This window comes from Filimonas lacunae (assembly GCF_002355595.1).
GTDB lineage: Bacteria > Bacteroidota > Bacteroidia > Chitinophagales > Chitinophagaceae > Filimonas > Filimonas lacunae.
On the sequence record NZ_AP017422.1, the window covers coordinates 4,064,018 to 4,089,139 of the forward strand.

Annotated in this window: 25 protein-coding genes; 7 read left to right on the forward strand and 18 right to left on the reverse strand. The window is 45.6% G+C overall.

Annotated elements, in window-relative coordinates; genetic code table 11:
• Positions 1-86 precede the first annotated feature (86 nt).
• The 4 genes from FLA_RS16090 to FLA_RS16105 form a co-directional block, all read right to left on the reverse strand.
• A complete protein-coding gene (locus FLA_RS16090; protein WP_076377551.1) occupies positions 87-1,202 on the reverse strand; it encodes an FAD binding domain-containing protein in 1,116 nt (371 codons plus the stop codon).
• Positions 1,199-2,371, reverse strand: a complete 1,173-nt coding sequence (locus FLA_RS16095; RefSeq protein ID WP_076377549.1) for an MFS transporter — start codon at positions 2,369-2,371, stop codon at positions 1,199-1,201. The genes FLA_RS16090 and FLA_RS16095 overlap by 4 nt, the downstream gene beginning before the upstream one ends.
• 131 nt (positions 2,372-2,502) lie before the next feature.
• Entirely contained in the window at positions 2,503-3,093 is a 591-nt protein-coding gene (locus tag FLA_RS16100) for a Crp/Fnr family transcriptional regulator (protein WP_076377547.1), read from the reverse strand.
• 59 nt (positions 3,094-3,152) lie between these two features.
• Positions 3,153-4,010 carry a hypothetical protein gene (locus FLA_RS16105; RefSeq protein ID WP_144263989.1) on the reverse strand — a complete coding sequence of 286 codons (858 nt, stop codon included), beginning with the start codon at positions 4,008-4,010 and terminating at the stop codon, positions 3,153-3,155.
• Positions 4,011-4,184: 174 nt separating this feature from the next.
• Between FLA_RS16105 and FLA_RS16110 the strand changes: the two genes are divergently transcribed.
• A complete protein-coding gene (locus FLA_RS16110) occupies positions 4,185-5,042 on the forward strand; it encodes an SDR family oxidoreductase (RefSeq protein ID WP_076377543.1) in 858 nt (285 codons plus the stop codon).
• Positions 5,043-5,103: 61 nt separating this feature from the next.
• Here the strand turns inward: FLA_RS16110 and FLA_RS16115 are convergent, their stop codons facing one another.
• Positions 5,104-6,999, reverse strand: a complete 1,896-nt coding sequence (locus FLA_RS16115) for a hypothetical protein (RefSeq protein WP_096511077.1) — start codon at positions 6,997-6,999, stop codon at positions 5,104-5,106.
• 127 nt (positions 7,000-7,126) lie between these two features.
• Here FLA_RS16115 and FLA_RS16120 point away from each other — a divergent pair, with 127 nt between their 5' ends.
• The 3 genes from FLA_RS16120 (at position 7,127) to FLA_RS16130 (ending at position 10,985) form a co-directional block, all read left to right on the forward strand.
• Positions 7,127-7,555, forward strand: coding sequence for a hypothetical protein (locus FLA_RS16120; protein WP_076377540.1), 429 nt, complete (start codon positions 7,127-7,129; stop codon positions 7,553-7,555).
• Between the two features lie 79 nt (positions 7,556-7,634).
• Complete coding sequence (locus FLA_RS16125; RefSeq protein WP_084206116.1) at positions 7,635-9,749, forward strand: glycosyl hydrolase; 2,115 nt, start codon at positions 7,635-7,637, stop codon at positions 9,747-9,749.
• A 3-nt stretch (positions 9,750-9,752) separates the two neighbouring features.
• Positions 9,753-10,985: a glycoside hydrolase family 28 protein gene (locus FLA_RS16130; protein WP_084206115.1), complete on the forward strand. Its 1,233-nt coding sequence runs from the start codon at positions 9,753-9,755 to the stop codon at positions 10,983-10,985.
• A gap of 55 nt (positions 10,986-11,040) precedes the next feature.
• Here FLA_RS16130 and FLA_RS16135 read toward each other — a convergent pair whose 3' ends face one another.
• Together FLA_RS16135 and FLA_RS16140 are read right to left on the reverse strand one after the other, a co-directional pair.
• Positions 11,041-11,919, reverse strand: a complete 879-nt coding sequence (locus FLA_RS16135; protein ID WP_076377538.1) for a pirin family protein — start codon at positions 11,917-11,919, stop codon at positions 11,041-11,043.
• Positions 11,920-11,995: 76 nt separating this feature from the next.
• Positions 11,996-12,862 (reverse strand): helix-turn-helix domain-containing protein, encoded by an 867-nt coding sequence (locus tag FLA_RS16140; protein WP_076378423.1) that lies wholly within the window; start codon positions 12,860-12,862, stop codon positions 11,996-11,998.
• 182 nt (positions 12,863-13,044) lie between these two features.
• On the opposite strand from FLA_RS16140, the gene hxlB reads away from it, so the two are divergent.
• Entirely contained in the window at positions 13,045-13,629 is a 585-nt protein-coding gene (hxlB, locus tag FLA_RS16145) for a 6-phospho-3-hexuloisomerase (RefSeq protein ID WP_076377536.1), read from the forward strand.
• A gap of 18 nt (positions 13,630-13,647) precedes the next feature.
• Positions 13,648-14,280 (forward strand): 3-hexulose-6-phosphate synthase, encoded by a 633-nt coding sequence (gene hxlA, locus FLA_RS16150; protein ID WP_076377534.1) that lies wholly within the window; start codon positions 13,648-13,650, stop codon positions 14,278-14,280.
• Positions 14,281-14,385: 105 nt separating this feature from the next.
• On the opposite strand, the gene FLA_RS16155 is transcribed toward hxlA, so the two are convergent.
• The 11 genes from FLA_RS16155 to FLA_RS16205 all read right to left on the reverse strand — a co-directional run bounded on the left by FLA_RS16155 (position 14,386) and on the right by FLA_RS16205 (position 23,935).
• On the reverse strand, positions 14,386-15,459 hold the full coding sequence (locus FLA_RS16155; protein WP_076377532.1) for an NAD(P)H-dependent flavin oxidoreductase: 1,074 nt from the start codon (positions 15,457-15,459) through the stop codon (positions 14,386-14,388).
• 24 nt (positions 15,460-15,483) lie between these two features.
• Positions 15,484-15,864 carry a nuclear transport factor 2 family protein gene (locus FLA_RS16160; RefSeq protein ID WP_231940273.1) on the reverse strand — a complete coding sequence of 127 codons (381 nt, stop codon included), beginning with the start codon at positions 15,862-15,864 and terminating at the stop codon, positions 15,484-15,486.
• A 78-nt stretch (positions 15,865-15,942) separates the two neighbouring features.
• Complete coding sequence (locus tag FLA_RS16165) at positions 15,943-16,677, reverse strand: SDR family NAD(P)-dependent oxidoreductase (protein WP_076377528.1); 735 nt, start codon at positions 16,675-16,677, stop codon at positions 15,943-15,945.
• Positions 16,678-16,682: 5 nt separating this feature from the next.
• Positions 16,683-16,901, reverse strand: a complete 219-nt coding sequence (locus tag FLA_RS16170) for a tautomerase family protein (protein WP_076378421.1) — start codon at positions 16,899-16,901, stop codon at positions 16,683-16,685.
• 25 nt (positions 16,902-16,926) lie between these two features.
• A complete protein-coding gene (locus FLA_RS16175) occupies positions 16,927-17,463 on the reverse strand; it encodes a YceI family protein (protein WP_076377526.1) in 537 nt (178 codons plus the stop codon).
• Between the two features lie 109 nt (positions 17,464-17,572).
• A complete protein-coding gene (locus FLA_RS16180; RefSeq protein WP_076378419.1) occupies positions 17,573-18,151 on the reverse strand; it encodes a Crp/Fnr family transcriptional regulator in 579 nt (192 codons plus the stop codon).
• Positions 18,152-18,194: 43 nt separating this feature from the next.
• Positions 18,195-18,773 (reverse strand): DUF4202 domain-containing protein, encoded by a 579-nt coding sequence (locus FLA_RS16185; protein ID WP_076377524.1) that lies wholly within the window; start codon positions 18,771-18,773, stop codon positions 18,195-18,197.
• Positions 18,774-18,873: 100 nt separating this feature from the next.
• A complete protein-coding gene (locus tag FLA_RS16190; protein ID WP_076377522.1) occupies positions 18,874-19,302 on the reverse strand; it encodes a GAF domain-containing protein in 429 nt (142 codons plus the stop codon).
• Positions 19,303-19,448: 146 nt separating this feature from the next.
• Complete coding sequence (locus FLA_RS16195) at positions 19,449-20,543, reverse strand: glycoside hydrolase family 43 protein (protein WP_197705796.1); 1,095 nt, start codon at positions 20,541-20,543, stop codon at positions 19,449-19,451.
• Positions 20,544-20,549: 6 nt separating this feature from the next.
• Positions 20,550-21,182 carry a hypothetical protein gene (locus FLA_RS16200; protein ID WP_076377520.1) on the reverse strand — a complete coding sequence of 211 codons (633 nt, stop codon included), beginning with the start codon at positions 21,180-21,182 and terminating at the stop codon, positions 20,550-20,552.
• A gap of 374 nt (positions 21,183-21,556) precedes the next feature.
• A complete protein-coding gene (locus FLA_RS16205) occupies positions 21,557-23,935 on the reverse strand; it encodes an ABC transporter permease (RefSeq protein WP_076377518.1) in 2,379 nt (792 codons plus the stop codon).
• Between the two features lie 251 nt (positions 23,936-24,186).
• Here FLA_RS16205 and FLA_RS16210 point away from each other — a divergent pair, with 251 nt between their 5' ends.
• Positions 24,187-25,080, forward strand: a complete 894-nt coding sequence (locus FLA_RS16210; RefSeq protein WP_076378415.1) for an SDR family NAD(P)-dependent oxidoreductase — start codon at positions 24,187-24,189, stop codon at positions 25,078-25,080.
• Positions 25,081-25,122 lie beyond the last annotated feature (42 nt).

A 25,122-nucleotide genomic window follows, 5' to 3' on the forward strand; every position in this document is an offset into this window, starting at 1 on the left:
TCCTTCAAAAGGCTTTTGCAAATGAGGGAGCAGCAGTATAAATAATTATATTGGGGGCTGTTTGATATAACTTCAACGCTATGCAATCAGCCGCCCAACCTGCTGCCTGCCGCCAGTTGTTTGCCATGCGCCATTAGTGCCAGCGCGTGCCTGGTCTGGTGTTCATTCCAATGAGCGAGAGCATCAGCAATAGTATTGAAATCTTTTAAATCGGTGGCTAAAGCAATAGCATCCCGGAATGCTTTAGCGGTTCCCGAAGCGGTATGTGGCCGCACTACAAAAGCGGCATCGCCTAACACAACCAGGCGACCATCATACATTCGGGGAACGGCCAGATCCATTATCACCTGCACAAAGGGTTTGTCTGTTTGTACTACTCTGTCTGCCAGTATAGGGGGAAGGGAAAGGGCAGCTTCTTTGTGCAACTCCTCTACACTGTTCGCACTTAACAATCCTGCGGGTACAGCGTATCCTCTTCTGTGGCCATTCTTATCTGTCATCAGCTTATCCAAAGCTTCCGGTGTTTTATTCTGATACCATACCCAGTTATATAACCGCTTGCCCGCTTCCAGTTCCCCGCCAGGGCCTGGCACCATATAACTGAGCATATGCGAGTGATCATAAGGATATAAAGAGAAAGTATCGGCAAAGAAATGCACGGCTTCAGCAGGCAGTTCACTTTCCGGAATCAATCCGCGGTAAGCTACATAACCTGCATACTGTGGCTGTATGCCCGGCAACATAAATGCCCGTACTGTAGAACCATAGCCATCTGCACCTACTACCAGGTCTGCAGTTTTAATCTGTCCGTTGCGAAAACTAACCACTACATCATCCTGGGTTTGCAACAGGGTTTCTACCTCAAACCCAAAGTGATACCTGCTGGCAGGAAAATAATCCTTCAACTGCCGCCAGATATAGTTCCACGAAGTAAAAACGGTATTGTTGGGATAAGTTAACACAGCACGGCCCTTACTATCCAGTATCTGGCGGCGACTGGCAGGTACTCCCAATAAGGCTTTAGGCGAAATACCCAATTCCATCTGGTACTCCATCATATCATGCTGTATCACCAGCCCTGCTCCCCTGTCCTGCAAATCATGCGCACTTCTTTCATAAATCTCTACATCAAAGCCCTGCTGCAACAGCGCTATTCCGGTATGCAGTCCGCCAATGGAACCGCCTATTACTATTACTTTCATATGCTGGCGATGTTGTTTTTAGGCTGTAAGGTGAAAGCATTCATCAATGCCGCTACAGACAGCAGCACCATCAAAGTGGTTGCCCAAGGCCAGCCACCGGCATGATATACCTGTATGGCTGCAAAGGAGCCCACTGCACCTCCTATAAAATAACTGGTCATATACACGGTATTGATACGACTGTTAGCAGTGTGGTCCAATGAGTAGATCAAGGCAATATTGGTTACCTGCGTGGCCTGTACGCCAATGTCCATCAGGATGACTGTAACCCAGATAGCAGCCACTAAGCCGGGAGCCAGCTTTAACACCAGGATACTGACTAAGGTAATACCGGTAGAAAACAGTAAAGAACGGTGCGGCGTACCTTTATCAGCCAGCTTTCCAAAAACGGGCGCTATCAGGGCACCTGCGGCCGCCAGTAATCCAAACAGGCCAATTTGCGAAGGAGAATAATGAAAAGGAGCATCACTTAAATAAAAGGTAAGCGTTACCCAAAAAGCGCTTAACGTACCAAATGCCAGCATCCCTGTAAGCGCAGCCCTGCGCAACAGGGAAAACCGGCCCAGCTGGGCAACTGTACTTTTCAGTAAGCCTGCGTAAGTACCGCTAAAGCGTTCAGGTGTGGAAGGAAAATCGGCCTGCATCAGCACTGCAGTGCCCAATACCAAACCTGCCGACAGCATATACACATAATGCCATCCCAGCCAGTTGGTGATAAAACCGCTGAATACCCGCGCCACCAGTATGCCCACCAGCAAACCGGTAAATATCTGCCCTACCACTTTTCCACGGTTCTCTTTTACCAGGCTTGCCGCCATAGGCAATATCACCTGGGCCACCACCGAAAACACCCCAATCAGCAAGCTGCCTGCAAACAACACATATACATTAGGCGCAAAAGCGATTAGCAATAAAGCTGCTATCAATCCGCCCTGCAGGTAAAGGATCAGTTTTTTGCGCTCGATCATATCTCCCACAGGCGTTAGAAAAAACAACCCTATTCCGTAACCAACCTGCGACAATACCGACATACTGCCCGCTTTTTCGGCAGTGATATGAAACGACTGTGCTATTGCACCAAGAATAGGTTGACTGTAATACACGTTGGCCACTGCTATGCCTGCCGTGGCAGCCATAATCATAACCTGGGTTTTAGTAAGTGATGCCATAAAATGTTATTTAAACGATACTTTGTAATTGTTTGTTGAACATTACAAAGTTGGCATCATACTACCCCCTATCCAATGAACTGGATCAGGAAATCCGGTCCAACTGGTTCAATCAAAAAGGTTGATCTGGTTCAACTTTTTCGCGAAGTGCGTTTGTTTCTCAGGCGGGAAAGATATTCTGTGGTCATTCCCAGGTAAGAAGCCAGGGCATATTGCGGCACACGCCGGGCCACTAAAGGATAACGCTCCATAAACCCTTCATAGCGCTGTTCCGCCGTTTGTGTAAGGTTAATAATCACCCTGCGGGCCATATGGGCGGCAGTGCCCTCTGCCAGTATGCGAAAAAAGGTTTCAAAGTGGTGATTGCTTTTCTTTAGCTGCAGTTCTGTTTCATAGTCAATCTGCAACACCGTACTCTCTTCCAAAGCCATTACAAACATAGAAGCCGGCTGCTGAAAAATATAACTGTTGTAGTCCGATATCCACCAGTCGTCAATGGCAAACTGTATGGTATGTTCCTGCCCCTCTTCTCCTATCACATACGCGCGAAAGCAGCCTTCGGTAACATAATAGCGGTGTTTAGCCACAAATTCGGGCTGTACAATAAACTGACGCTTTTTTACCTTCATCAGCTTAAATGCCTGGGTAAACACTTCCAGCTCTTCTTCGCTGAAAGCGGTACGCTTGAGAATATGTTGTTTTAAATAATCCTGTGCAGTCATGGATGGTTACGGAATGGAACAACAGCAAAGTATAAAAAAAAACCGAGATAAGGAATTTGTTATGGATGTGCCAGATACAATTCTAAAGCATCCACCATTTCTTTCAGATACCGCTGACGAGTGCTGATGTCATAACTATGGCCATTAGATGTATAATCAAAAGCGATTGTTAAAAAAGCTTTTCCGCCAATATCCCTGTTTAATAACCTGTATACCCCTCCATCATCCATTAAGTTCCGGTGATCTACTGTTAGCATTCCTTTCAACTCCTCCATTACATAACCAATCAAACGGTTGTCATAGCTTGTATCCAGCATATTTACTATATCCCAGGTATAATAACCAGGCCAGCGATAAGTAAGCAAATCCTTGTATAACCTGCTTTTTTCTTTGGCAGTAAGAATATCCAGCCTGTCATCCGGCCTTTTTTTAAATAACTGCGCATGCTTCATAGCGTATCCCCAAATGATACCATTATGCAGCCATTCGTAAAAACCATTCCATTGTATAAAGGGAGCCTTCATCGTAGCGAATATCCACTCTTTACAGGCCCTGAATTGCTCTTCCTCGTTGCTGATGGTATTGATATACCTTATCTGCTCCGATAGCTTTTTTACCAGCCGGTCGTTTTCTGCCGTACCGGGATATTCATCCGAAAGAAATGTCTCTGTCCCATAATCCAGCACCAGGAAACTACAGGTATCACTTTCCCGGTAACTCTTTCTATGTACTGTAAACGCTTTACCGGTTTGCTTGTCGGATACCATCACGCTATCCTCCATCACACGTACCATCCGGCAGAGATAGTAATGCCTGCATTCCAGCATTTTCTGGCTAAACGCCTTGGGGGAGATACTGGAAGCCCTGCTCCCGCAATACGCAGCACAAAGCAGTAGTAGCATCAGGATATATTTCATGTGGCTTAGGTTGAGTTATAGTTGAAGATATACTATTTCTCCTTTTCCAACGGCAGTAAAAACACTTGATCTATATCAATTTCTTTCTTATCATATCTCAATGCAGGGTGCAGCGGACTGTTTCATCTTTGTACTGTTAAAACAAACAATCACAAACGATAAAAAATAACAGTTATGTCTAAAACAGTTTTTATTACAGGCACCAGCACAGGATTTGGTAAACTTACCGCTATCACATTAGCTAAAGCCGGACACACCGTATTAGCGGGCATGCGCAACACCGCCACCTCCAATGCCGCCGTTGCAGCCGAATTAAATGCCATTGCGAATATTGAAGTGGTAGATATAGATATCACCAGCGATACCTCCGTTGAAAATGCCATCAACAACAGCGTCAAAAAATATGGTAAAATTGATGTACTCGTGAACAATGCGGCTGTGAGCGGTTTTGGACTGCTGGAAGGTTATTCGTTAGACCAGGTACGCCGCATGTTTGATGTAAACGTATTTAGTGTGCTGCGCACCTACCAGGCTGTATTACCCCACATGCGTAAAGCAAAGCAAGGACTGGTTATCAATATCACTTCCGGCGCCAGTGGCCACACACTGCCTTTTATGATCCCTTACCTGTCTTCCAAATTTGTAGTAGAAAGCATTACCGAAGGTTTACAGGATGAGCTTGCATCATTTGGCATTGAAAACGTAAGCATACAACCCGGTGTATATCCTACCGAAATGAACAATGGCAGCAAAGCAGGCATCCATGCCGATAAAGCAGACATTGTAGCAGAGTATGGCGATGAAGCATCTGACAAGTTCAATGCCCTGGGAGCAGCCTTATTTGGCAAAATGGCCCAGTTTGATATGAACCCGCAAACCATTGCCGATGGCATTTTACACCTGGTGAATTTGCAACAAGGCACCCGCCCGCTGCGCTTCCCGCTGGATGCCATTGCACAAGGCACCGATAAAGAATTCATAGAAGCCCGTGCTGCCATTAAAAACAAATGGCTGGCTGCTTACAGCAACTAAATACATAAAGGCCAGGTAGTAATAACCTGGCCTTTATGTTTATGGTCAATAGCCTATATACTTATGGCTTACAATATTCGCAATACATATCCCGTAATATTTCATCTTCCAGCAGCTGAAAGCTGGCGCCGCCGTTGTTAATAGAATGAAAGAACCCGCAAAAACGCTTTTTATTCAAGGTCACCGCGTTTAACACGATAGACTCAAAACTATCTTCTTCATAACTGGCCGGATGAAACAATTGCAGGTTCAGATAATAAAAAAGTAGGTCTTCTTCCACATTAATTTCGGTTACCCTCGGCTCCAGTAACTCCTCCGACTTAGTGAACCAACCATAAGAACAAAGATATTTAGCCAGCGATAACAGCTCCCTGTCGGTCAGCGTTAATCCGGGATAATTATCAGCCACAAAGGCAACAGCACTGTCCTTTTTATCATATTCCAGTTGCTTCATATGATATTCGCTTAACAGGATATGATAATTTACCTGTAAACGCTTTACCAGCAAAGTGTCAATACCATACCGCGAAAGCGACCAGATAGCAGTCTTCACTTCGTCTACCTTTATATCCGATGCATTATACCTCCACACGGTCAATAGTAAGGCGCATATATTATAGCGTATTTTTCCATTGTCCGGGGCCAGCTTCAATAATTCCTGGTATTCTTTGATAGCTGCCGTAGCATTAATAAATCCCAGTTCATACAAATAAGTTTGTTCATTCACCAGCAGTATTGTGTTATCCTTTTCACGCGGAATTTCCAGCTTGCTCATATACTCCTCCGGCAAGTGCCCTGCCGCAATACGGCTAAAAACCTCCTTTTGCAGCAAAGAAGCCTGTCCTATCCGTTTCTCTTTCACCGCCTGGTTAAATCGTGTATACAACGCCGTATCCGGCACGGTTTCCACGCCGCTGTTATTATCCAGGTATACGGTTACCACCGCCTTTCTTTCCTTTTGCAATAACGGCTCTATCTTACCCAGCAGGGTTGCATTCTTTAGTTTTTGTTTTACCTCTGCTTTGGTCAGGTAGCCTAACTCATCAAAGTCAGTATCTTCTACATCTTTATAAAACTCCACCCAGTTTTCAAATGACGTGATCGTATGTTGAATAGGAGCATGCTGGTATTTTTGAAGCCCTGCCACCACAGCTGCCGCCCTTTTCCGTTGCAGCAATTCATTGGCAGTAACACTCCCTTCCACGGAAGAATACGCACGAATATCCATTTGCCGCACATATAAGTTGTGTTTGGCCAAAGTATCCCTTAACGCCTTGATATCTGCTTCATGGAATACGGCTTTACTTTTGGCAAAAGGAATCACCATCTGCATTTGGCGTGTAAAAAACAACCGGTGAACTACAGTATCTGAAAGCGCCGTTTGCTCCTGCATCAGCGTATCGGCAAATAATCCCATAGGAAGCAGATCCCACAAACTGCGATCAATGTTTACAAAAGTCTGATAATCGCAAATCTGCCCGTTTTTAATGATAGCCAGGTTACCCTCTATTTCTTTTTGCAGCAACTCTTTGGGCAAATTGCCCATCTTTACCCGGATGTGGCCGTCAAACTCCTGCAAGCCTGCCTTTAATTCTGCCAGGTACAAAGGTTTTAGGAAACGACCCACCGGCAGCGTTTTTTCCGGCAGATCCTTCCCGCACTTATACCGGTCTTTCGTAATAATATCTATCGCCACCCCATCCCGGGGGCTGGAAAAAATCTTTTGAAACCAAACCTTATCCGATATCGAAAAATACACTTCCCCTTCACTGATGTCAATACCAAACAACACTTCCGCCGGCTTATTGCGCATCAGCTCGTCACAAGCCTTACAGCCATCCTTCCCCCTGGCATCCGGAACAGTATACACGGTTTGAGCGGTAGCTGTTACACCAACGCTCCACACCATAACAGCTATCATACAACGTAATAACCAACAGGCAGGGTTTCTTTTCATAGCAACAAATTACTGCAAGATTAATCCAAAATAAAATAGCTGTCTTTTCTTCCCCGCTGCCGTTCATCACAAAAACCATCATACTACCAAAGAACCCGCTACTTTTAATCACATATCCAACATCACCATGAGAAATATCTTTAAGCCTGATCATGAAAATTGGGAAGGTGTTCGTCCTATCAACATTTACCTGTTACGACTGCTCTATTTTTTAATGTTGGTGTTTCTTGGTAAAGATGCATGGACTTATATTTTCACGCACAAAGGCGCCTGGGACCCGGCAGAAGCTATGAATTTCAGTATATGGGCATCTTATGCAGTACTGTCTGCCATTGGCCTGGTACGCCCGCTTACCATGCTGCCCATCATCATGCTGGAAATACTATACAAAATCATCTGGCTGCTACTGGTGGCCTATCCGCTATGGGCCTCTCACCAGCTGGCAGGTTCCCCGGCCGAAGGAATGGTATTTGCATTTTTACTGGTACCCCTTCCCATTATTGCCATGCCCTGGAAATACGCTTTCAATACCTATATTCTCCGGAAGAAAAAATAAAACAACGTTCCATTGCTGTCGCCACCAAAGATGGCAATGGAACGTTTAAACGATTCAGGCAGAAAGCAGTCTAACGCCCATGATGAAAAAATTGTCCCTGGCGTTAGGCCTGTTTATCACCCCTTACCCGTTGCTATTTGCCCAGGGAGCCTGGCAAAAAATCACCTTGCCCACGTACGAAACCATGGCCCGCAGTTTTAACGAGCCGCCCCATCCCTATGCACAAACACTTACCTGGGGCCTCGAAGGCCATATTACCCGCGAAACCATACAGCACGATCTGGATGCTATTTACCAACAGGGCATTCGTTGTGTAAGTATGGAAGGCGGTTACGGTATGACAGAACCTTACCTTTCGCCTGGCTATTTCCACAATGTGCAAATGATTGTAGAAGAGTTGAAGAACCGCAACATGCACCTCTGGATCATTGATGAGGGCAAATATCCCAGCGGCTTTGCCGGAGGGCTTATTTCACAGAAAAGTCCTGAATTACGCATGCAGGGCATCACCATCGCTCAACGCATACATGTAACAGACAATCAGCCCCTGCAACTGCAGGTGCCACCACAAACACTGGGCGCTATTGCCATGAAAGAAGGCAGCCATGAAAGCAAACCCATCACCATCAGCAACGGTCAGCTGCAGTGGCCCGCTACTGCAGGCAACTGGAACCTCCTTATCGTTGACCACCGTTACAAAACATCGGTAACACGCTCCATCAATAACGCTGCCCACGGCAAAGACACGCTGCATTCCCTGATCGATTATCTTGATCCTGCTGCCACCCGCAAGTTTATGGAGTATACCCATGAGCAATATAAAAAATACATTGGCCAGGAATTTGGCAAAACAGTATTAGGATTCAGGGGAGACGAACCTGAATACGGCTTTATTCCCTGGACGCCCAACATGCTGCAAATTTTCCGGCAAAAGAAAAACTATGATATCACTCCCTACATCCCCTCTTTCTTCCTGCCACAACCAGGTGTGGAGCAGCAAAAAGCATTTGCCGATTACCTGGATGTATGGTCCGACCTGTTTCGCGATAACTTTTTTAAAGTGCAGGCAGATTGGTGCCGGGAAAACGGACTGGAATATTTTGTACACGTGAATCATGAAGATATGTTAATGAAACTGGCGCGCAGCGAAGGCGATTTCTTCAAAGACATGCGCTATGTGCACATACCTGGTGTAGATGCTATCTGGCACCAGATATGGTACGATAACATAGCCGATTTTCCCAAACTGGCTTCTTCCGCCGCACATATGTACGGCAGGCCACGATCGTTCAGTGAAAGCTTTGCCGCTTATACGCCTGCCCCTACGGTTGATGATGCGCGCTGGGTGGTGAATGAACAGCTGGTACGCGGCATTAACCTGTTTGAATATATGTTCTGGCCCTCCTCTGCCAGCGGACGCCAGCGACACAACAGTTACTTAACCGATACCACCTTTCCCGCACTCAGCACTTATTCCAACCGGGCGTCCTGGTTACTGGCCAATGGCATTCCTGCTGCTACCGTTGGTTTGTATTGTCCTACCGAAACCATGTGGCTGGGCAATAAAATGGCCGACAGCTCTTTACGCGTTATTGGTAAAAACCTGCTGGAACACCAGGTGGATTTTGATTATGTAGATAACCAGGGACTGGCTACTGACTTCACCTTGTCCAACGGCACCTTCACCAACCTAAGCGGACAACAATACACAACCATCCTCTTTCCATCGACCAATGTCATCAGCCAAAAAGCACTTACCCGGCTCAAAGCTTTTGTAAAGGGTGGTGGTAAAGTTTTTTTCCTGGGCGAAACACCTGCTATTGTAAGCGACAGCAATATATTGAACGCTAAAACTTTACCTGATGTGAAATGGGCAAGTGCAGATAACTGGCAACAGCTATCCCCTTCTTTTTACCAACAGCTACCGCAAGATGTACGTTTCCACAAACCTGCCCCAGCCGTTAAATACCTGCACCGCAAATGGAAAAATGCCGATCTCTATTTCTTCTTTAACGAAGGCAAAGAACTGCAAATAGTGAATGCCACCGTAACAGGTTCGGGAAAAGCATATTACTGGGATGCCACTAACGCAACCATCACAGCAGCTACAGACGCTCGCAGCAACGGAAACGCTACTAACCTGCCCCTTACCCTGAACAGCTATCAAACCACTTTTTTAATCATTCAACACTAGTGCATGAAAAAGTACCTGGTAGTTATATTACTGTTATTCACCGGCATTACCCTTACCGCCTTTATAATCAGCTCAACCCAGCAACGGTTTCTGGTAACACGTTATGGCGCTAAGGGCGATAGCAATACGGTAAACACACAAGCCATACAAACCGCCATAAACAACTGCTCCGCTAAAGGTGGCGGCGTGGTGGTAATACCCAAAGGCGTTTTCCTCAGCGGCGCACTCTTTCTACAAAAAGGCGTTCACCTTCAAATTGAAAAAGGCGGTGTATTAAAGGGCACAACCAACCCCAACGATTACCCGCAGGTACATACCCGCTGGGAAGGCGAAGAACAGGTGTTCACCGCTGCATTCCTCAACATCAATGATCAGGAAGGAACCTGCATTTATGGCGAAGGCACTATTGACGGTTCCGGGGATGAATGGGTGAAACAGTATCACCGGCAAAAGCAATCCGCCACACCATTCCCCAAAGTGGGAAGGCCACGGTTAATATGTTTTCAAAACTGTTCCAACGTGCGCATAAGCCACCTGCAACTGCACAACCAGGCAGTATGGTGCCTGCATATATTATATAGCCACAACGTAACCGTAAACCATATCAACATTACCGCACAACACAATATACCCAGCTCTGACGGCATTGACATTGACAGCAGCGACAGCGTACACATCAGCAACACTTTTATTGATGTAAACGACGACTGCATTTCTATTAAATCCGGTAAAGATGAAGATGGCCGCAGAGTAAACAAACCCTCCCGTAACATCATCATTGACAGTTGTCATTTTGCATACGGACATGGAGGTGTAGCAATGGGTAGCGAGGTAAGCGGTGGCATTCATAATGTACTCATCAGCAACTGTGTAATAGATAGTGACAACTGGGCTCCCATCCGGTTTAAATCACAACCCAGCCGCGGTGGCGTGGTGGAAAACATCACCTATCAAAACATCACACTCCACAACACCCGCAAAGCGTTTGAGTTTAATATGGCCTGGCGCATGGTAGGTACTATACGCAAACCAGCCGAAGTGCCCACCATTGTACGAAACATCCTGATTAAAAATGTTTCCGGCACCGTGCAATCAGCAGGCGATATGAGTGGCCTGGACAATAGCCCTATTCAGAATGTAACATTTGAAAACTGTTATATCAAGGCAACAACAGGGTTATCACTCAACCATGTAACAGGCATAGACACAACAGGCCTGCACGTTACCCTGCCATAGAATAAGCAGCAATAAACAAACAACCCGCAAAATATTTTGCGGGTTGTTTGTTTCATCATCCTATTACCATCGGCACATCCATCAGTAACACCTCTGCATCAGCCGAATTAGCGGTGATCTGCAAGGTTTTCACATTCCACACACCCAGTCCGTCGCGCAGGTTTAAAGCTTGTCCTTCAATAGTTACATCTCCCTTAATCACAAAGGCATATACGCCGTTACCTGGCTTTTTAACGGTGTAAGTGGTGGAAAAGCCTTTATCAAAACGCCCCATATGAAACCAGGCGTCCTGATGAATCCATACACCTGCATCGTTCGAATGGGGTGATACAATCTGTTGTAATTGATTATGCCTGTCTTTCACATCCAGTGTTACCTGGCCGTAGCGCGGTGTTACACTTTTAGTACGCGGAAACAACCATATCTGTAAAAAGCGGGTAAGCTTGTCGGCGTTTTTATTGTACTCGCTATGATAAATGCCTGTACCGGCGCTCATACACTGGATATCACCCTGTTTTATCACCGCTACATTATTCATACTGTCTTTATGCTCCAGGTCGCCCTCCAGCGGAATGGAAATAATTTCCATGTTATCATGCGGGTGTGTACCAAAGCCCATACCCGGGTCTACCCTGTCGTCATTCAACACACGCAGCACACCAAAGTGCATACGTTCGGGATTATAATAGTTGGCAAAACTAAAAGTATGGTGCGTGTCCAGCCAGCCGTGGTTGGCATGCCCCCGTGTATCAGCTTTGTGCAGCACCATATTGTCGCCTAGCTTCGATTCTGTGTTAGGCAGGTGGTTAAAGCCCATCGGCTCCAGCTGGGTCAGCTCGTCCACGTCGTTTTTCAGCACATTTCCCAGCGCAGCGCTGGCCACAAACATCCCCGTGCCCATGAGTCCTTTGCGGATAAAATCTTTTCTTTCCATATGCTTGGTTTCAGGCAACAAACCTGACCCTTTTTTGCCGGAGAAAACTTAATCCAGGACAAGAAATGAATTCCACTTAACTCACCAGCGTATTCAGCAAGGTATCAATATGATGCTTTACCTGCTTTTGAAAGGCTTCCGGCGTTTGGCCGGTATGCACTTTAAAAAAACGGCTGAAATAAGGGCGATCCTTAAAGCCCAGCAACCAGGCTATTTCTTTAATACTATTCTCGCTATGTATAATCTGTCGCTTGGCTTCCAGTATCAGGCGGTCGTGCAATAACTGCACACTGGTTTCATTCAGCACTTCTTTCAGTACCTGGTTTAAGCGTTTGGTGCTAAGGCTTAGTTTGTCTGCATAAAATTGCATATTGCGTTCATCAATGTAATGATCTTCCAGCAGCATTAAAAACTCGTAAGCCCTTTTCTGGTTAATGTCCAGCGCCGTAAGTTCTTCTTTTTTCATCATGATCAGATGCAGCAGAAAAACTTTCAGTAACGATTTTATCATGGTAAGATTACCGGAGTTATCCCGGTACTCTGCTTCTAACAATTCATACACTTTATTCAAACGTTCCACCATATTGGCAGTAAGCCGCATACAGGTGAATTCACCGCTCATGTTAAAAGTCCGGAACACATCCAGGGCAAACTCTTTATCCCCCTCTTCCAGCAGCTCCCGTTTAAAAGAAAACAATATTCCTTTCTTGCCTGCTTTGTTCAATTGATGCACGCGGTAAGGCGGCATCAGGTAAATCCATTGCCCCTTTACAGCAGCCAGCTCCGGTGTAGTTTGATGTAATGGAAATTCCTCCTGCAGCCACAGCACTTCAAAAAAGTCTTTCCGGGCCGCATCATATAAATAACTCGGGGGGCAGCTATCCAGGTTGCGGATATATAATAATGCTTGTTCTAATTGCGACACAGGCTCCTTCTCTTTCATATCTGCACTTTTCATGTACCAATGGGCAAAGGTACTACATCCACATGGGACAATCTGCCCATAGCATGGCACAATGGCGACAAGCACCCGCCCCTATGTCCTGAATATCCCATGTATTTAGCTGATAGTATAAAAACAAGCCCTGCCGGCACTACTAGCTTTGCACTTCGAAACAACCACACATGTTTGAATTTGAAAAAGAAACAGTAGCCACACGTGTAAGTGCGGCACTGCCCATGATACTGGAAGAGAACAGACGCCTGGAAGAGCAGTTATCAGCCGACGAAATAGCCGCCGTAGTGCTACTGATGCAGCAGGCCAACAGCATATTTGTGATAGGCGCGGGCCGCACGGGTCTGATGATGAAAGCGGCAGCCATGCGCCTGATGCACCTGGGATTTACGGTGTATGTAGCAGGCGAAACCACCACGCCTGCCATACAGAAAGGCGATCTGTTACTTGCAGCATCCGGCTCCGGCACTACCAGCTCTATTGTAAAAGCAGCAGAGAAAGCGCAGGCAACAGGTGCACAGGTAGTGGCCATATCCACCACCACCCAATCACCACTGGCAGCGATAGCAGATACCATACTACTGATACCCGCTGCACAAAAGCAGGACTTTAACGGTACTATCTCTCAACAATATGCCGGTAGCCTGTTCGAGCAAAGCGTGCTGTTGGTAACAGATGCCATTTTTCAATCCATATGGACATTGAGTAACCTACCGGCAGAAGAAATATGGAAGCAGCACGCAAACATGGAATAAATTAATAACAACACATATATGGCAAAATTACAGGTAGCAATTGATTTGCTCACAACAGAAGAGGCTTTGGCGCTGGCAGGAAAAGTAGCACCTTACATAGATATCATCGAGCTGGGTACCCCACTGATTAAAAACATGGGCGTTAGTGTGATCACCGCTATGAAGCAGGCACACCCCGACAAAATAGTATTTGCCGATTTAAAAACAGCCGATGCAGGTGAACTGGAAGCAGACATTGCTTTTAAAGCAGGCGCAGACCTGGTTACGGTATTAGGCGTAGCCGGCAATGCTACTATTGCAGGCGCAGTTAAAGCTGCCAAAGCACATGGTAAAGGCGTGGTAGTAGATACTATTGGCGCACCTAACCGCGTAGAAAGAGCCCGCGAAGCTGCTGCACTGGGCGCAACGTTTGTAGAGTTACACGCAGGACTGGACGAACAGTGGACGCCTGGCTATTCTATTCAAGTACTGATTGATGAAGCCAGTACCGCTAACACACCGGTTTCTATTGCCGGTGGCGTTAACATCAACAATATTAAAGCAGTGGTTGCATCCGGTGTAAAAGTAGCCGTGGCAGGAGCAGCTATCTACGGCGCCCCCGATCCGGCCGCCGCAGCAAAAGCATTACGCGAAGCAATGGATGCTGCTTAATAAGTACAGGATATTATATCAAGGCTATACCTGCACGGGTATAGCTTTTTTATTACTATCTGTATTCATTTATCTTAAAAAAACCGGTGTACACTGCTCTTAAAATCACCTTACATATTGCCCCGTTTCCGCTATCAGCGATTGCATCAGCTCATCAGCCTTTCTATGCTTCAATACAGGCGTAATCTGCCCGCCCCAGAATAACACCATATCATGCTTCTGCTGATCCAGTGCCGCTTTGCGCAAGGGTGCCATAAACGTGGTTTGTAAAGGAAAAGGCAATACCTGGTGTTCTTTGCCCAGCAGGTCTTTGGCCAGACGCGTAGCAATGCCACGTCCTAAGCGACCCGTAAACGCACGGGAAAGCATCGTGTGTTTAGCCGCTTCTGAAAATAATACCTCGCGGTGAACAGGCAATGCGCCGGACTCTTCGCAGGCTAAGAAGGCCGTGCCTATCTGAGCGGCATCTGCACCCAGTGTTAATGCCGCTGCAACGCCCCTGCCATTGGCAATGCCACCTGCGGCTATGATAGGAGTTTTAATCTTTTCTTTTAATAACTGGATGAGTACAAAAGTACCTATAGTGGATTGTTCCGCTGCATCCAGGAAAGACGGGCGGTGGCCCCCGGATTCAAAGCCGGAAGCAATGATCATATCCACGCCGGTAGCATCCAGCGCAATAGCCTCATCCAGTGTAGTAGCAGCACCCACTGTTTTAATGCCCAGCTTACGGCATTGCTCCAGCACATCCTGCGGCAGCGTACCAAACATAAAGCTGAATACCTTAGGGCGAATATCCAATATAGCCTGTAGCTGGTTTTCAAAGCGGTTTTTAAACGGGCCTGGTTTGGGTGGCACCGGAATGCCCACTTCGTCAAAATAAGGCAGATACAGGGCTTTGGCCTGCTCATATTGCTCATCGGTAACAACACCGCCGGGTGCATCTGTTTCTGACACCCATAGGTTAATATTATAAGGTTTATGAGTAAGCGCTTTTATTTGCTTATCAACTTCATATATTTCCTGGCCGCTTAACGTATAAGCGCCATAGCCGCCCAGGCCACCTTTGTTGGAAACAGCAGCCGTGAGCTGCGCCGTAGACAGGCCGCCACCAAAAGGACCCTGCATAATAGGATACTCTATACCAAGTAATGCCGTTGCTGTAGTGTTGTTCCACATAATGAATGATTGATGGGTTACTGCCTATGATTCCGCCACGTGGGTAAGGGTTTTATGCACAATCAGCCACTTGTCATTCACTTTGTGAAAGGTGAGAAAATTGTAGTAGTTGAAGTCGTACATTTTCACATGCAGTTTCGCTATTGCAATGGAATTAATCACGTCTATAGCTATAATTTCCGGCTCAAAGGTTTTACCGGCTGCTTTCGGACTGGCCCGGTGCGCTACGCCATCCAGGTATTGATCCAGTGTTTTGGCATAAGGCTGCCTGTTTACATCGCCAAACAATTGCGTACCCGGCAAAAAGGCCCGGGCCAGTAAACTGGTATCACCTTCATACAAACCTTTAAAATAATACTGTTGCAGTACCGCCGTAATAGCGGTTACTTCTTCCTGTGTGTTCATATGTTGTTGGTATTGAGCCTTCCCACAGGGCAACAGCCCTATGAGCAAGACCGTGAATAAAATAGTTTTCATAATATGTTAATTCAAATGATGACCACCGCCCATGCCGCCGTCTACATTAATAACAGCGCCGGAGATATAAGTGTTCTTAGCCACTGCATATATCATCTGCGCCACTTCTTCCACCTCTCCTACGCGGTATATCAGATGCAATCCGGAAGCCGCATCGGCATTATCGCCATGCATAGGCGTGCGAATGATACCTGCTGCTATGGTATTCACCCGTATATTCTGTTTTCCAAACTCAGCAGCCAGCTGTAGTGTAAGCGCATGCACGGCACCTTTGCTGGAAACCGGTGCGGTAGAAGGCGCCCCTGCCAGCGCATGATATACCAGCGGCGTACCTATGTTGATGATAGCGCCATCGCGCTGCTTTAGCATTTGAGGCAACACGGCTTGCGTGGTAAAAAAGGTTCCTTTCAGGTTGGTGTTTAAAAAACGATCCAGGTAAGCTTCCTCCACTTCCAAAAAGGGTTTGGTTTCGTAAATGCCTGCGTTGTTAATCAGCACATCGGCACTACCAAATTTTTCCAGGGCAGTGGCCAGCAATTGCCCGCCCGTTGCCTTCTTACTCACATCCCCTGCTACCATAGCCAGGTTGCTGCCGCTCCCTAATTCCTCGTATGCCTGTTGCAGCTTAGCGGCAGTAGTAGCGTTGATCACTACATTGTCTCCTCTTTCTAAAAAATACCGGGCCACTTCTTTTCCAATACCTGACGAAGCGCCGGTTACTATAATGGTTTGCGTTTTCATGTTCTTTATTTTTTATTGGCGGTGATTCCTTTTTCCCGAAGCACAGAAGTTTGTTCCCCGGCATAGCCCCAGTTGTCCAGGTCTATTTCCTGTATCACCACATGGGTCAGGTGCGGGTCTTTATTCAACACTTCAGTCATCAAATCGGTTACTCCTTTTATCAGCTGTTGTTTTTGCTCCCGGGTAACTCCTTCACGGGTAAGCTCTATTTTGATATAAGGCATAGTGGTAAGTTTTACGCGCGGCAGCTTAGGCAACCGCCAGCGCAGTGAGATGAATGTGTAAGTCGAAATTGTTATAGATAAGCGTATCGCCCAGGTTGGTGAAGAAATTACCAGAGCGGAATTTCATCCCATATTTCGTGCGATCGATGGTAATTTTTCCGGATGCGGTTACCCCGTTGCTGTTGTGTTGCAACTGCACATCAAAGCTGATAGCATGGGTAATGCCTTTGATGGTAAGCTCGCCTGTTACATGATAACTATCATCGCCACGTGGCTCTGCAATGGTTACCTGGAACACCGCTTCGGGATATTGGGCCGAGTTAAAGAAATCATCAGAAGCCAGGTGACCGGCAAACTGGGCATTGGTAGCCGGATCGGTTACATCCAGGATAGTAATAGCGGTAGTGTCTATTGCAAAACGGCCACCGGTAAGCAGGCCATCTGCAAAAGTAAGTGTGCCTTGTTTCAGCAGAATAGTGCCATTATGTGCACCGGTTACTTTACGCCCAACCCAATCAATGGTGCTTTGTGCGCTGGAAATGTCGAATGTTGTTGTTGCCATATACTTTGTGTTTTTTGTTTTGATAACACAAAGTTGATCCGGCTTGGGCAGAAAGGTGTGTGACGTACATCACATCGCAAACGGGCGGGGCATTATGTGACGCAGATCACTATTTACGGGATTGGTATAAACGGCTTAACGTTTCGCGCGAAACGCCTAAGTAAGCAGCTATCAGGCTTTTAGGCACCAGGTTGTACAACTGCGGGTACAGGTTCATCAATTGCTCGTAACGGGCTTTGGCATCGTTGTTCATAAACGACAGCAACCGGTTTTGTGCTGCTACATATCCTTTATTGGTACGCCAGCGGAAAAAGTATTCTATAGCATGTATCTCTTTGCAAAGCTTTTCCCTGTCGGCCGATTTCAGGCACAACAGTTCCACATCTGTAATGCAATCCACATCGTAGGTGGCTTTGTTACCACTATACATGGCCGCATAATCCGAAGCCCACCAGGTAGCCATGGCAAACTGCAGGATAAACATTTTCAGGTCGTCGTTAATATAGAACGTTTTCAGGCAACCCTCCAGCACAAAATATTCACTATCTACCAGGCCACCGGCCGAAATAACCGCCTGCCCTTTTTTATAGGATAAAGGAGTGAAATGGGAATAGACGTAATCAAACTGATCATCTGTAAGCGTGATCGTTTTAGTAATATGTTGTTTCAGTATTTCTTTTGCGTTCATACAGTTATTCCTGGGCTGATGAGTGTTTTTTAGCTCCGACATACTATTGCAGCGCCTGCTGTATCAGTTGCAGCCCCTTATCGCTGTACTGCAACGCTAAAGCAGCCTGCCTGCCCGGCTCCGTCATCTTTCCCCAGGTTTTCTGCAAAATAGCAATCATCTTATCATCCGGTTGGGTAGCAATCAAATCATCATATTGATATTCCAGGAATACCAGGCAAAGCGCATTCTCCATCGTTTGCACATCAGGATCAGAAGCCAGCCGCTTTTTCAGCACAATTTCAGAAACCCGCTGGATACTATTTTCGTCATAGCCTACAGAACGAAGTATTTCAGCCGCTTTAACCGCATGAAACTTAGACAAATCATTTTTCCAGGTAAGATAGCCCACCCTTCCTTCCGGATAAGTGTTACGAGGCTTTTCCCAGCGGCCAATATGCTGGCAGCGGGCAGCCAGTTGGAGTGGCTCACTGGCATGAGGGGATAGTTTCAGCACCCATTCGTACAAGCGAAGGGCATAAAAATATTCCCGGGCAAACGATTGCCCGTTCCATTCCAACGCTAAGGGGTCTTGTTGGTTATAGGCATCAAAAAGTTCAAAAGCAGTGTTCAGTTGATCCATCACAGATATTTTGGCAGATGCAATTTATCTATAAATCCGGCAATAACCACTTTATGCCCTTGGCTGGCTCTTTACGGCAGTTTTCTGTGATACTATCCTTTTACAATAAAGTCAGGATACGGTCTGCCGTTTGCCGCAGTAACTCCTGCTGGCTCACAGACAACCTGCCCGGTTGATGATCCATCACACATATGCTTCCGAGAAAAAGCCCGGTAGAAGTGATCAATGGCAGGCCCGCATAAAATTGCAACCAGGTGGGCATGCTTTCTTTATACTGCTCTGTACCCGGCAAAGGCCATTGAATATGATTCAGCATATACAATTCCGGTTCGGTACGGGAAAGAAAAGAATAATACACATCAGACACCTGCACAGAAAAAGCATGCTTACCCCTTACATATTTCAGCCGCTCTCCCAGTATGGTTAACAAAGCAACCGGCATATCGCATTCAGTTGCCAGAGACTCCAGGCATTGGGTAATTTCTTTATTCCGGCTAAGCTGTAAGCTCACTTTAGGTACACCAATCATCTTGCAATTATTTCTTATTCAAATGTAGGTCTGTGTATAAACACCGGCCTGATAAAACCCTTAATTGTACCTTAAAGCCAGCTTAATCTATAGCGTTTTAGCATGGGGCAAACAGGTGGCAGCAAGCCCGTTGAGCTTTGATGACCTTACCTGGCAGCCGGTTTCACAGTCAGCAGCTCTTCCGGCACACCGCCCCATTCTTTGTTCAACCGTTGCGCTTCTTCGCGGGTAATACTCATTACAGTGCCGTGACGTGGCATAAAGTCTTTCGTAAACACTTCTGGTTGCTCACTGAAATGAAACAAGTCTGTACTTCTTTGAAACTCGTAACGATGGCTCCTGTACATATCATACATCAGCACATACGTATCCGAGTTGTTTAGTTTGAATATACCGGAACCTTCCACGGCAATATGTTGAGGGGAATAAGCATCCAGGTATCTAAAATCTTCTACCCAGGGGCCTTGTAAACTTTTGGAAGTAGCCTGCTGTATACCATTCTGAACCTCTTTTCCATTTTCACCCTTGGTATTGCCTTTATAAAAGAAATGATAAATGCCATCTTTATAAATAATATCGCCATCAATAGCGCTATACTTAGGCACAAAGAACAGCTTAGGTGTATCCTCAAAACCGGTGAAGTCTTTATTGGCATAGGCTGCATAAAAGTTCAAGGCAGCACTGTCTTTAAAACGAACGGTAAAATACACCAGGTATTTGCCCACTGCAGAATCATAAATCGTTTGCGGCGCCCACACCCATTTAATGTTAGGGAAAGCCTGCGGATATTGTTTTTCCAGGTCAATAACACTATGCTTCCAATGCAACAGATCATCTGAATGCAACAGCACCATACCGGGATTATATTCCCATCCGTTCTTTACCGTACACATATCCGTGGCTACCATGTAAAACTGTTTGCCATCATTACCGCGCAGAATATGCGGATCGCGAATGCCACCGGTGTTGGATATATCCGCAGAAGCAAGTACCGGCTCGTTTTGATTCAATGCCTTCCAGTTAATACCATCTGCACTTACTGCAAAACGTAGCTGCTCCTGTAAAGTTTTAGGGCCGGAACCTTCAAAATAGGCAAACAGGTAACCTTCGTATAGCGGGGCTTTTTTATTCGCATGCGCCTGTGTAGGTTTGGATTTACGGGTTTGAGCTATTAAAGCAAAAGGCAACATGGCAATAACCAGCATACCTGTCAATATAGCAGCGTAACTCTTTCTATTCATATTGGATTATATAAAGTCTTCTACTTTACCGTTAACAATAGTCATTTGATAAGGATCGGGATATTGACCACTACTTAACACATCCCATTTCTGCTGTCCTTCCAATACGAGCAAAGGAGCAATTTTACTACCATAAGTATATATCTCCAGTAACAGCACTTCATTATATAAACCCCGCGCTTCTACAATATCAAACTGATCGTTGGGAAATTGACTATTCGGGTAAAACTCCTGCCCGCCAAAAGACAACACCTTATCCTCTTCCAGCTGAAAAAGATAAAAAACACCTTCGTCTTCCTGCTCTTTCAGTTCATAGTATTTATCAGCACGTACCGATACTACTGTTACCCTGTTGTTACTTTTCAGATATTCAATGCTTTTATTGGCCTTCCGCAATGCACCGTAATCTTTACCAGCCACCCACACACCTATGCCTATATATAGCACCACTGTAGTGCCAAGCAAATACACCTCATTCCTGTTTTTCATCCAGAAAAATACAATACCGCCTATTACCAACGCAAGTGATATCCATACCCACAGGAAACGCACCATCCTGCGCAGCAGTCTGTTATTGTGCTGCAATTTGTCGTCCAGTGTCTTTAATTCTTTTTCTTCTAAAGCTCTTTCCAATTTCACGGTGGGATGTTTATAATAAAATAATCCTTATATCAAACCAGACCAATGCGAATAGTCACTTAAAACCAGCTCATTATAACATACTTTTTTCTTACAATTGTAAAAAACGGCAAATTATTCTTCATAAAATACTCCTTTTTACCTTTTTCGTGTATCTTCGAAATAATCGAACCCGCCAAGCTACCCGTTAGATCAGCTTCCTCAGGCGGATCTTTTTTATATATACCCTAAGCTGGTTACTTATACAAAACCAGCGTTTACAACTCCCCAACTAAATAAGCCTGAAATTCTATTCAGGTAAGAATAAAACTTCAGGCTCATATTGTATCAAACTCTTTTATGCTTCTTGATAACAGAGCAGATTGTTTAATTTTCTACTCCGCTTTCAAACTCTTCACCGGGTTAGCAACAGCTGCTTTTACCGCTTTTGTGCAAATGGTAATAAGCGCAATACCAAAGGTGACCAATGCAGCCAATGCAAACACCCACCAGCTTAACGTGGTTTTATAGGCAAAGTTTTGCAGCCACGTACTCATGGCCCAGTAAGCTACCGGGATAGCAATAGCGGTAGCAATGATTACGGGACGTAACAAGTCTTTAGATAATAACACCACAATACTTTGTACGGAGGAGCCTAATACCTTGCGAACGCCTATTTCCTTAAAGCGTCTGACAGTGGAGAAGGAGGCAATACCAAACAGGCCCAGGCAGGCCACGAAAATGGCCATTACAGAAAATATCAGTAGTATGGTTTGCTGACGTATGTCTTTTTTATACAGCTGGTCGAATTGCTGGTCTAAAAAGCTATATTCAAAAGGATAAGACGCAGCCACCTGTTTATACACTTTTCCTACCAGGGTTACATCTGCCTGCAGGTTGCCCGGCTTTAGTTTAATGGCCACCACCCTTCTGTCCGGATAGTAAGCAATCACCAGCGGTTCAATGGCACTTTTGAGTGATTGAAAGTTAAAATCATCCACCACCCCCACTATCCTGCGACGGCTGCTATCCAGTACGGTGTTTTGTATCCATTTGCCAATGGCCTGTTCAGGTGTCCATCCCAGCCTGGCAACAGCCGTTTTATTGACCATGGCTGCATCTGTGGAATCCGTAGGAAAAGAAGCAGACAAACTTCTTCCCGCAATCACTTTCAGCCCCAATGTTTTCACTAATTCAAAATCGGCAAACTCTGTACGGGCGCTCCATTTTTCGGCATGTGCTTCTACATTAAATGCATGCACGTCAAAATAGCCACCTGGCTCACCCGACATCAACGAAACGGACTGCACACGCTCTTCTTTCTGTAGCTCATTTTTAAAAGTCAGCACATGCTGGTAAATATCCTCATTATCTACACGCACCAGCATGGTTTGTTCCTGGTTATACCCCAGCTGCCTGTTTTTTACATAGTTCATTTGCCGGGTGATGATAAAGGTGCCAATCATCAGCATTACCGAAATACAAAACTGCACCCCTACCAGCAATTGACGAAAGGCGGCGCCGCTTTTTCCTATACGCAGCTTTCCCTTCAACGCTTCCACAGGCAGAAAGCGTGATAAGAAAAAGGCAGGATAACAACCCGCTAAAAAACCCACCACCACAATAACACCCGCCAGGAAAAGATAGATAGGCCAGGTGGTCCACGATACCAGCAAAGTGTAGCCGAGTAACTGGTTATACCACGGCATTACCAGCAACAATAGCCCTACAGCCAGTATACACGAGATAAGCGTAAGCAATACCGATTCACCAATGAACTGCCCTATGATATTATTGCGTAAAGCACCTAACACCTTACGCAGCCCTACTTCTTTAGAACGTTCTGCAGCACGTATAGTAGAAAGGTTAATGAAATTAATGCAGGCAATAAGCAATATCAGAATGGCAATAGACAGAAATATATACACGGTCTTTTTGTCGCCGTGTTTAATATGGTCAAAAGTAGTATTACCAAAATACACCTCCCGCAACGGAACCAGTGAAAGAACAAAATGAAACCCATATTCACGCATTTCACTGCCCATGTATTTTTCCATGAATGCCGGAAACTGCTTTTCCAGTTGTGCCGGTGTTATATTCGGAGCCAGTTTTACATAGGTGTAAAGACCGTTATTAATCCACTTAGTCATCCAGGTGGCATTCTTCATTAAATCTAAAGACGCTACCACATCAAATTCCAGATGCGAATTGGCCGCAACATCCTTGGCTATACCCGATACGGTTAAGGGAATATCTTTTTCCAGCAAAATAGTTTTACCCATAGCATTGTCTATGCTGCCAAAGTATTTTTTAGCTGTAGAGGCGGTTAACACTACATTATGAGGATTTTGCAGCACCGTTTTCGGATCGCCTTTCAATAAGGGAAAAGAAAAGAAAGTAAAGAAATTGCCATCCACATCTAAAACCTTCTTTTCATTGTAAGACTGTGTTCCGATAGTAATCAGGTTATTATTCTCATTAATACGCACTGCACTTTCTATCTGGCCCTGGAAATCATTCAGCAATGCGCCCCTGTACGGACCTGATAAATAAGCAGCAGATTTCACCTGCCCATCTGCTTTCATATTACGCAAGACACGGTATATACGATCACCCTCCTTATGAAAGTTATCAAAACTGAATTCGTTGATGATAAAAAGGAAGATCAGCAAACAGGTGGTGATGCCTATAGTAAGGCCCAGGATATTGATAAATGAAAAGACAACATTCTTTTTCAGATTGCGCCAGGCAATGGTAATGTAGTTCTTAAACATAAGCCTTGTTAATATAGGCCCAAACATTCAACAATAATGCTCAACACATAAACAATTAAAAATAAATCACTTACCCCAATTTCTCCGGAAACCAACCTGTTCATTATTGAACAAAAGTGTACGAATTTGTTACAATAGCCCCTTTTACCCGGCACCAGACATGAACCATACAACAAACCAAATTTGAGCTGTTGAACAAACCAGCCACTTCGTTTTTGGTGGCAACTTTGTGCTATCAAAAACAAAATACTATGAATAAGGTTTGGTTTATCACAGGAAGCGCCAGAGGATTAGGCAGAAGCATTACAGAAGCCGTATTAGCCAGCGGGGATAACGTAGCCGCTACCGCCCGCAACACCGATCAGTTAAACGACCTGGTACAGCAATACCCGGCACAAATACTGGCCCTGCCACTGGATGTAAATAACAAACAACAGATAGAAGCGGCAGTAGCACAAACCGTACAACATTTTGGCCGCATTGATGTGCTGGTGAACAATGCTGGCTTTGGCATTACAGGCGCTGCAGAAGCCTTTACCGATGAACAGGTAAGCAGCCAGCTGAGCGTGAACCTGTATGCTCCTATTGAAATTACCCGTGTAGTATTACCCTATATGCGCAAACAACGTTCCGGACGTATTTTACAAATCAGCTCCATTGGCGGCCGCGTAGGCAATGCCGGGCTGAGTATTTACCAGGCGGCTAAATTTGGGTTATCCGGTTTTTCAGAAGTATTGCGTAAAGAAGTAGCGCACCTGGGCATACATGTTACCGCAGTAGAACCCGGCGGTTTCCGTACAGATTGGGCAGGCGCTTCTATGACCTTTGCCCCGGATGTGGAAGGTTACGAGCAAAGCATTGGCGTGGTAAAAAACTTTTTAAGCTCCGGCACTTTTGTACCCGTGGGCGACCCGGCCAAAGCCGCCAAAGTGATGGTAGAACTGGCTAATCACCCGCAACCTCCCGTTCACCTGGTGTTAGGCAGCGAAGCAGCAGGCATACTGGAAAAAGCAGATGAAGCCCGTAAAGCAGAATTCCTGGAATGGCTGCCCGTAACACTATCTACCGACCATAGCGATGCGATAAAATTTCACGAAACCGAAGAAGGCAAACAATATTTGAAGATAAAAGGTATTGAACTGTAAGCAGGGCCAACACAGCAGAATATTCTTCATACCCTTATTATT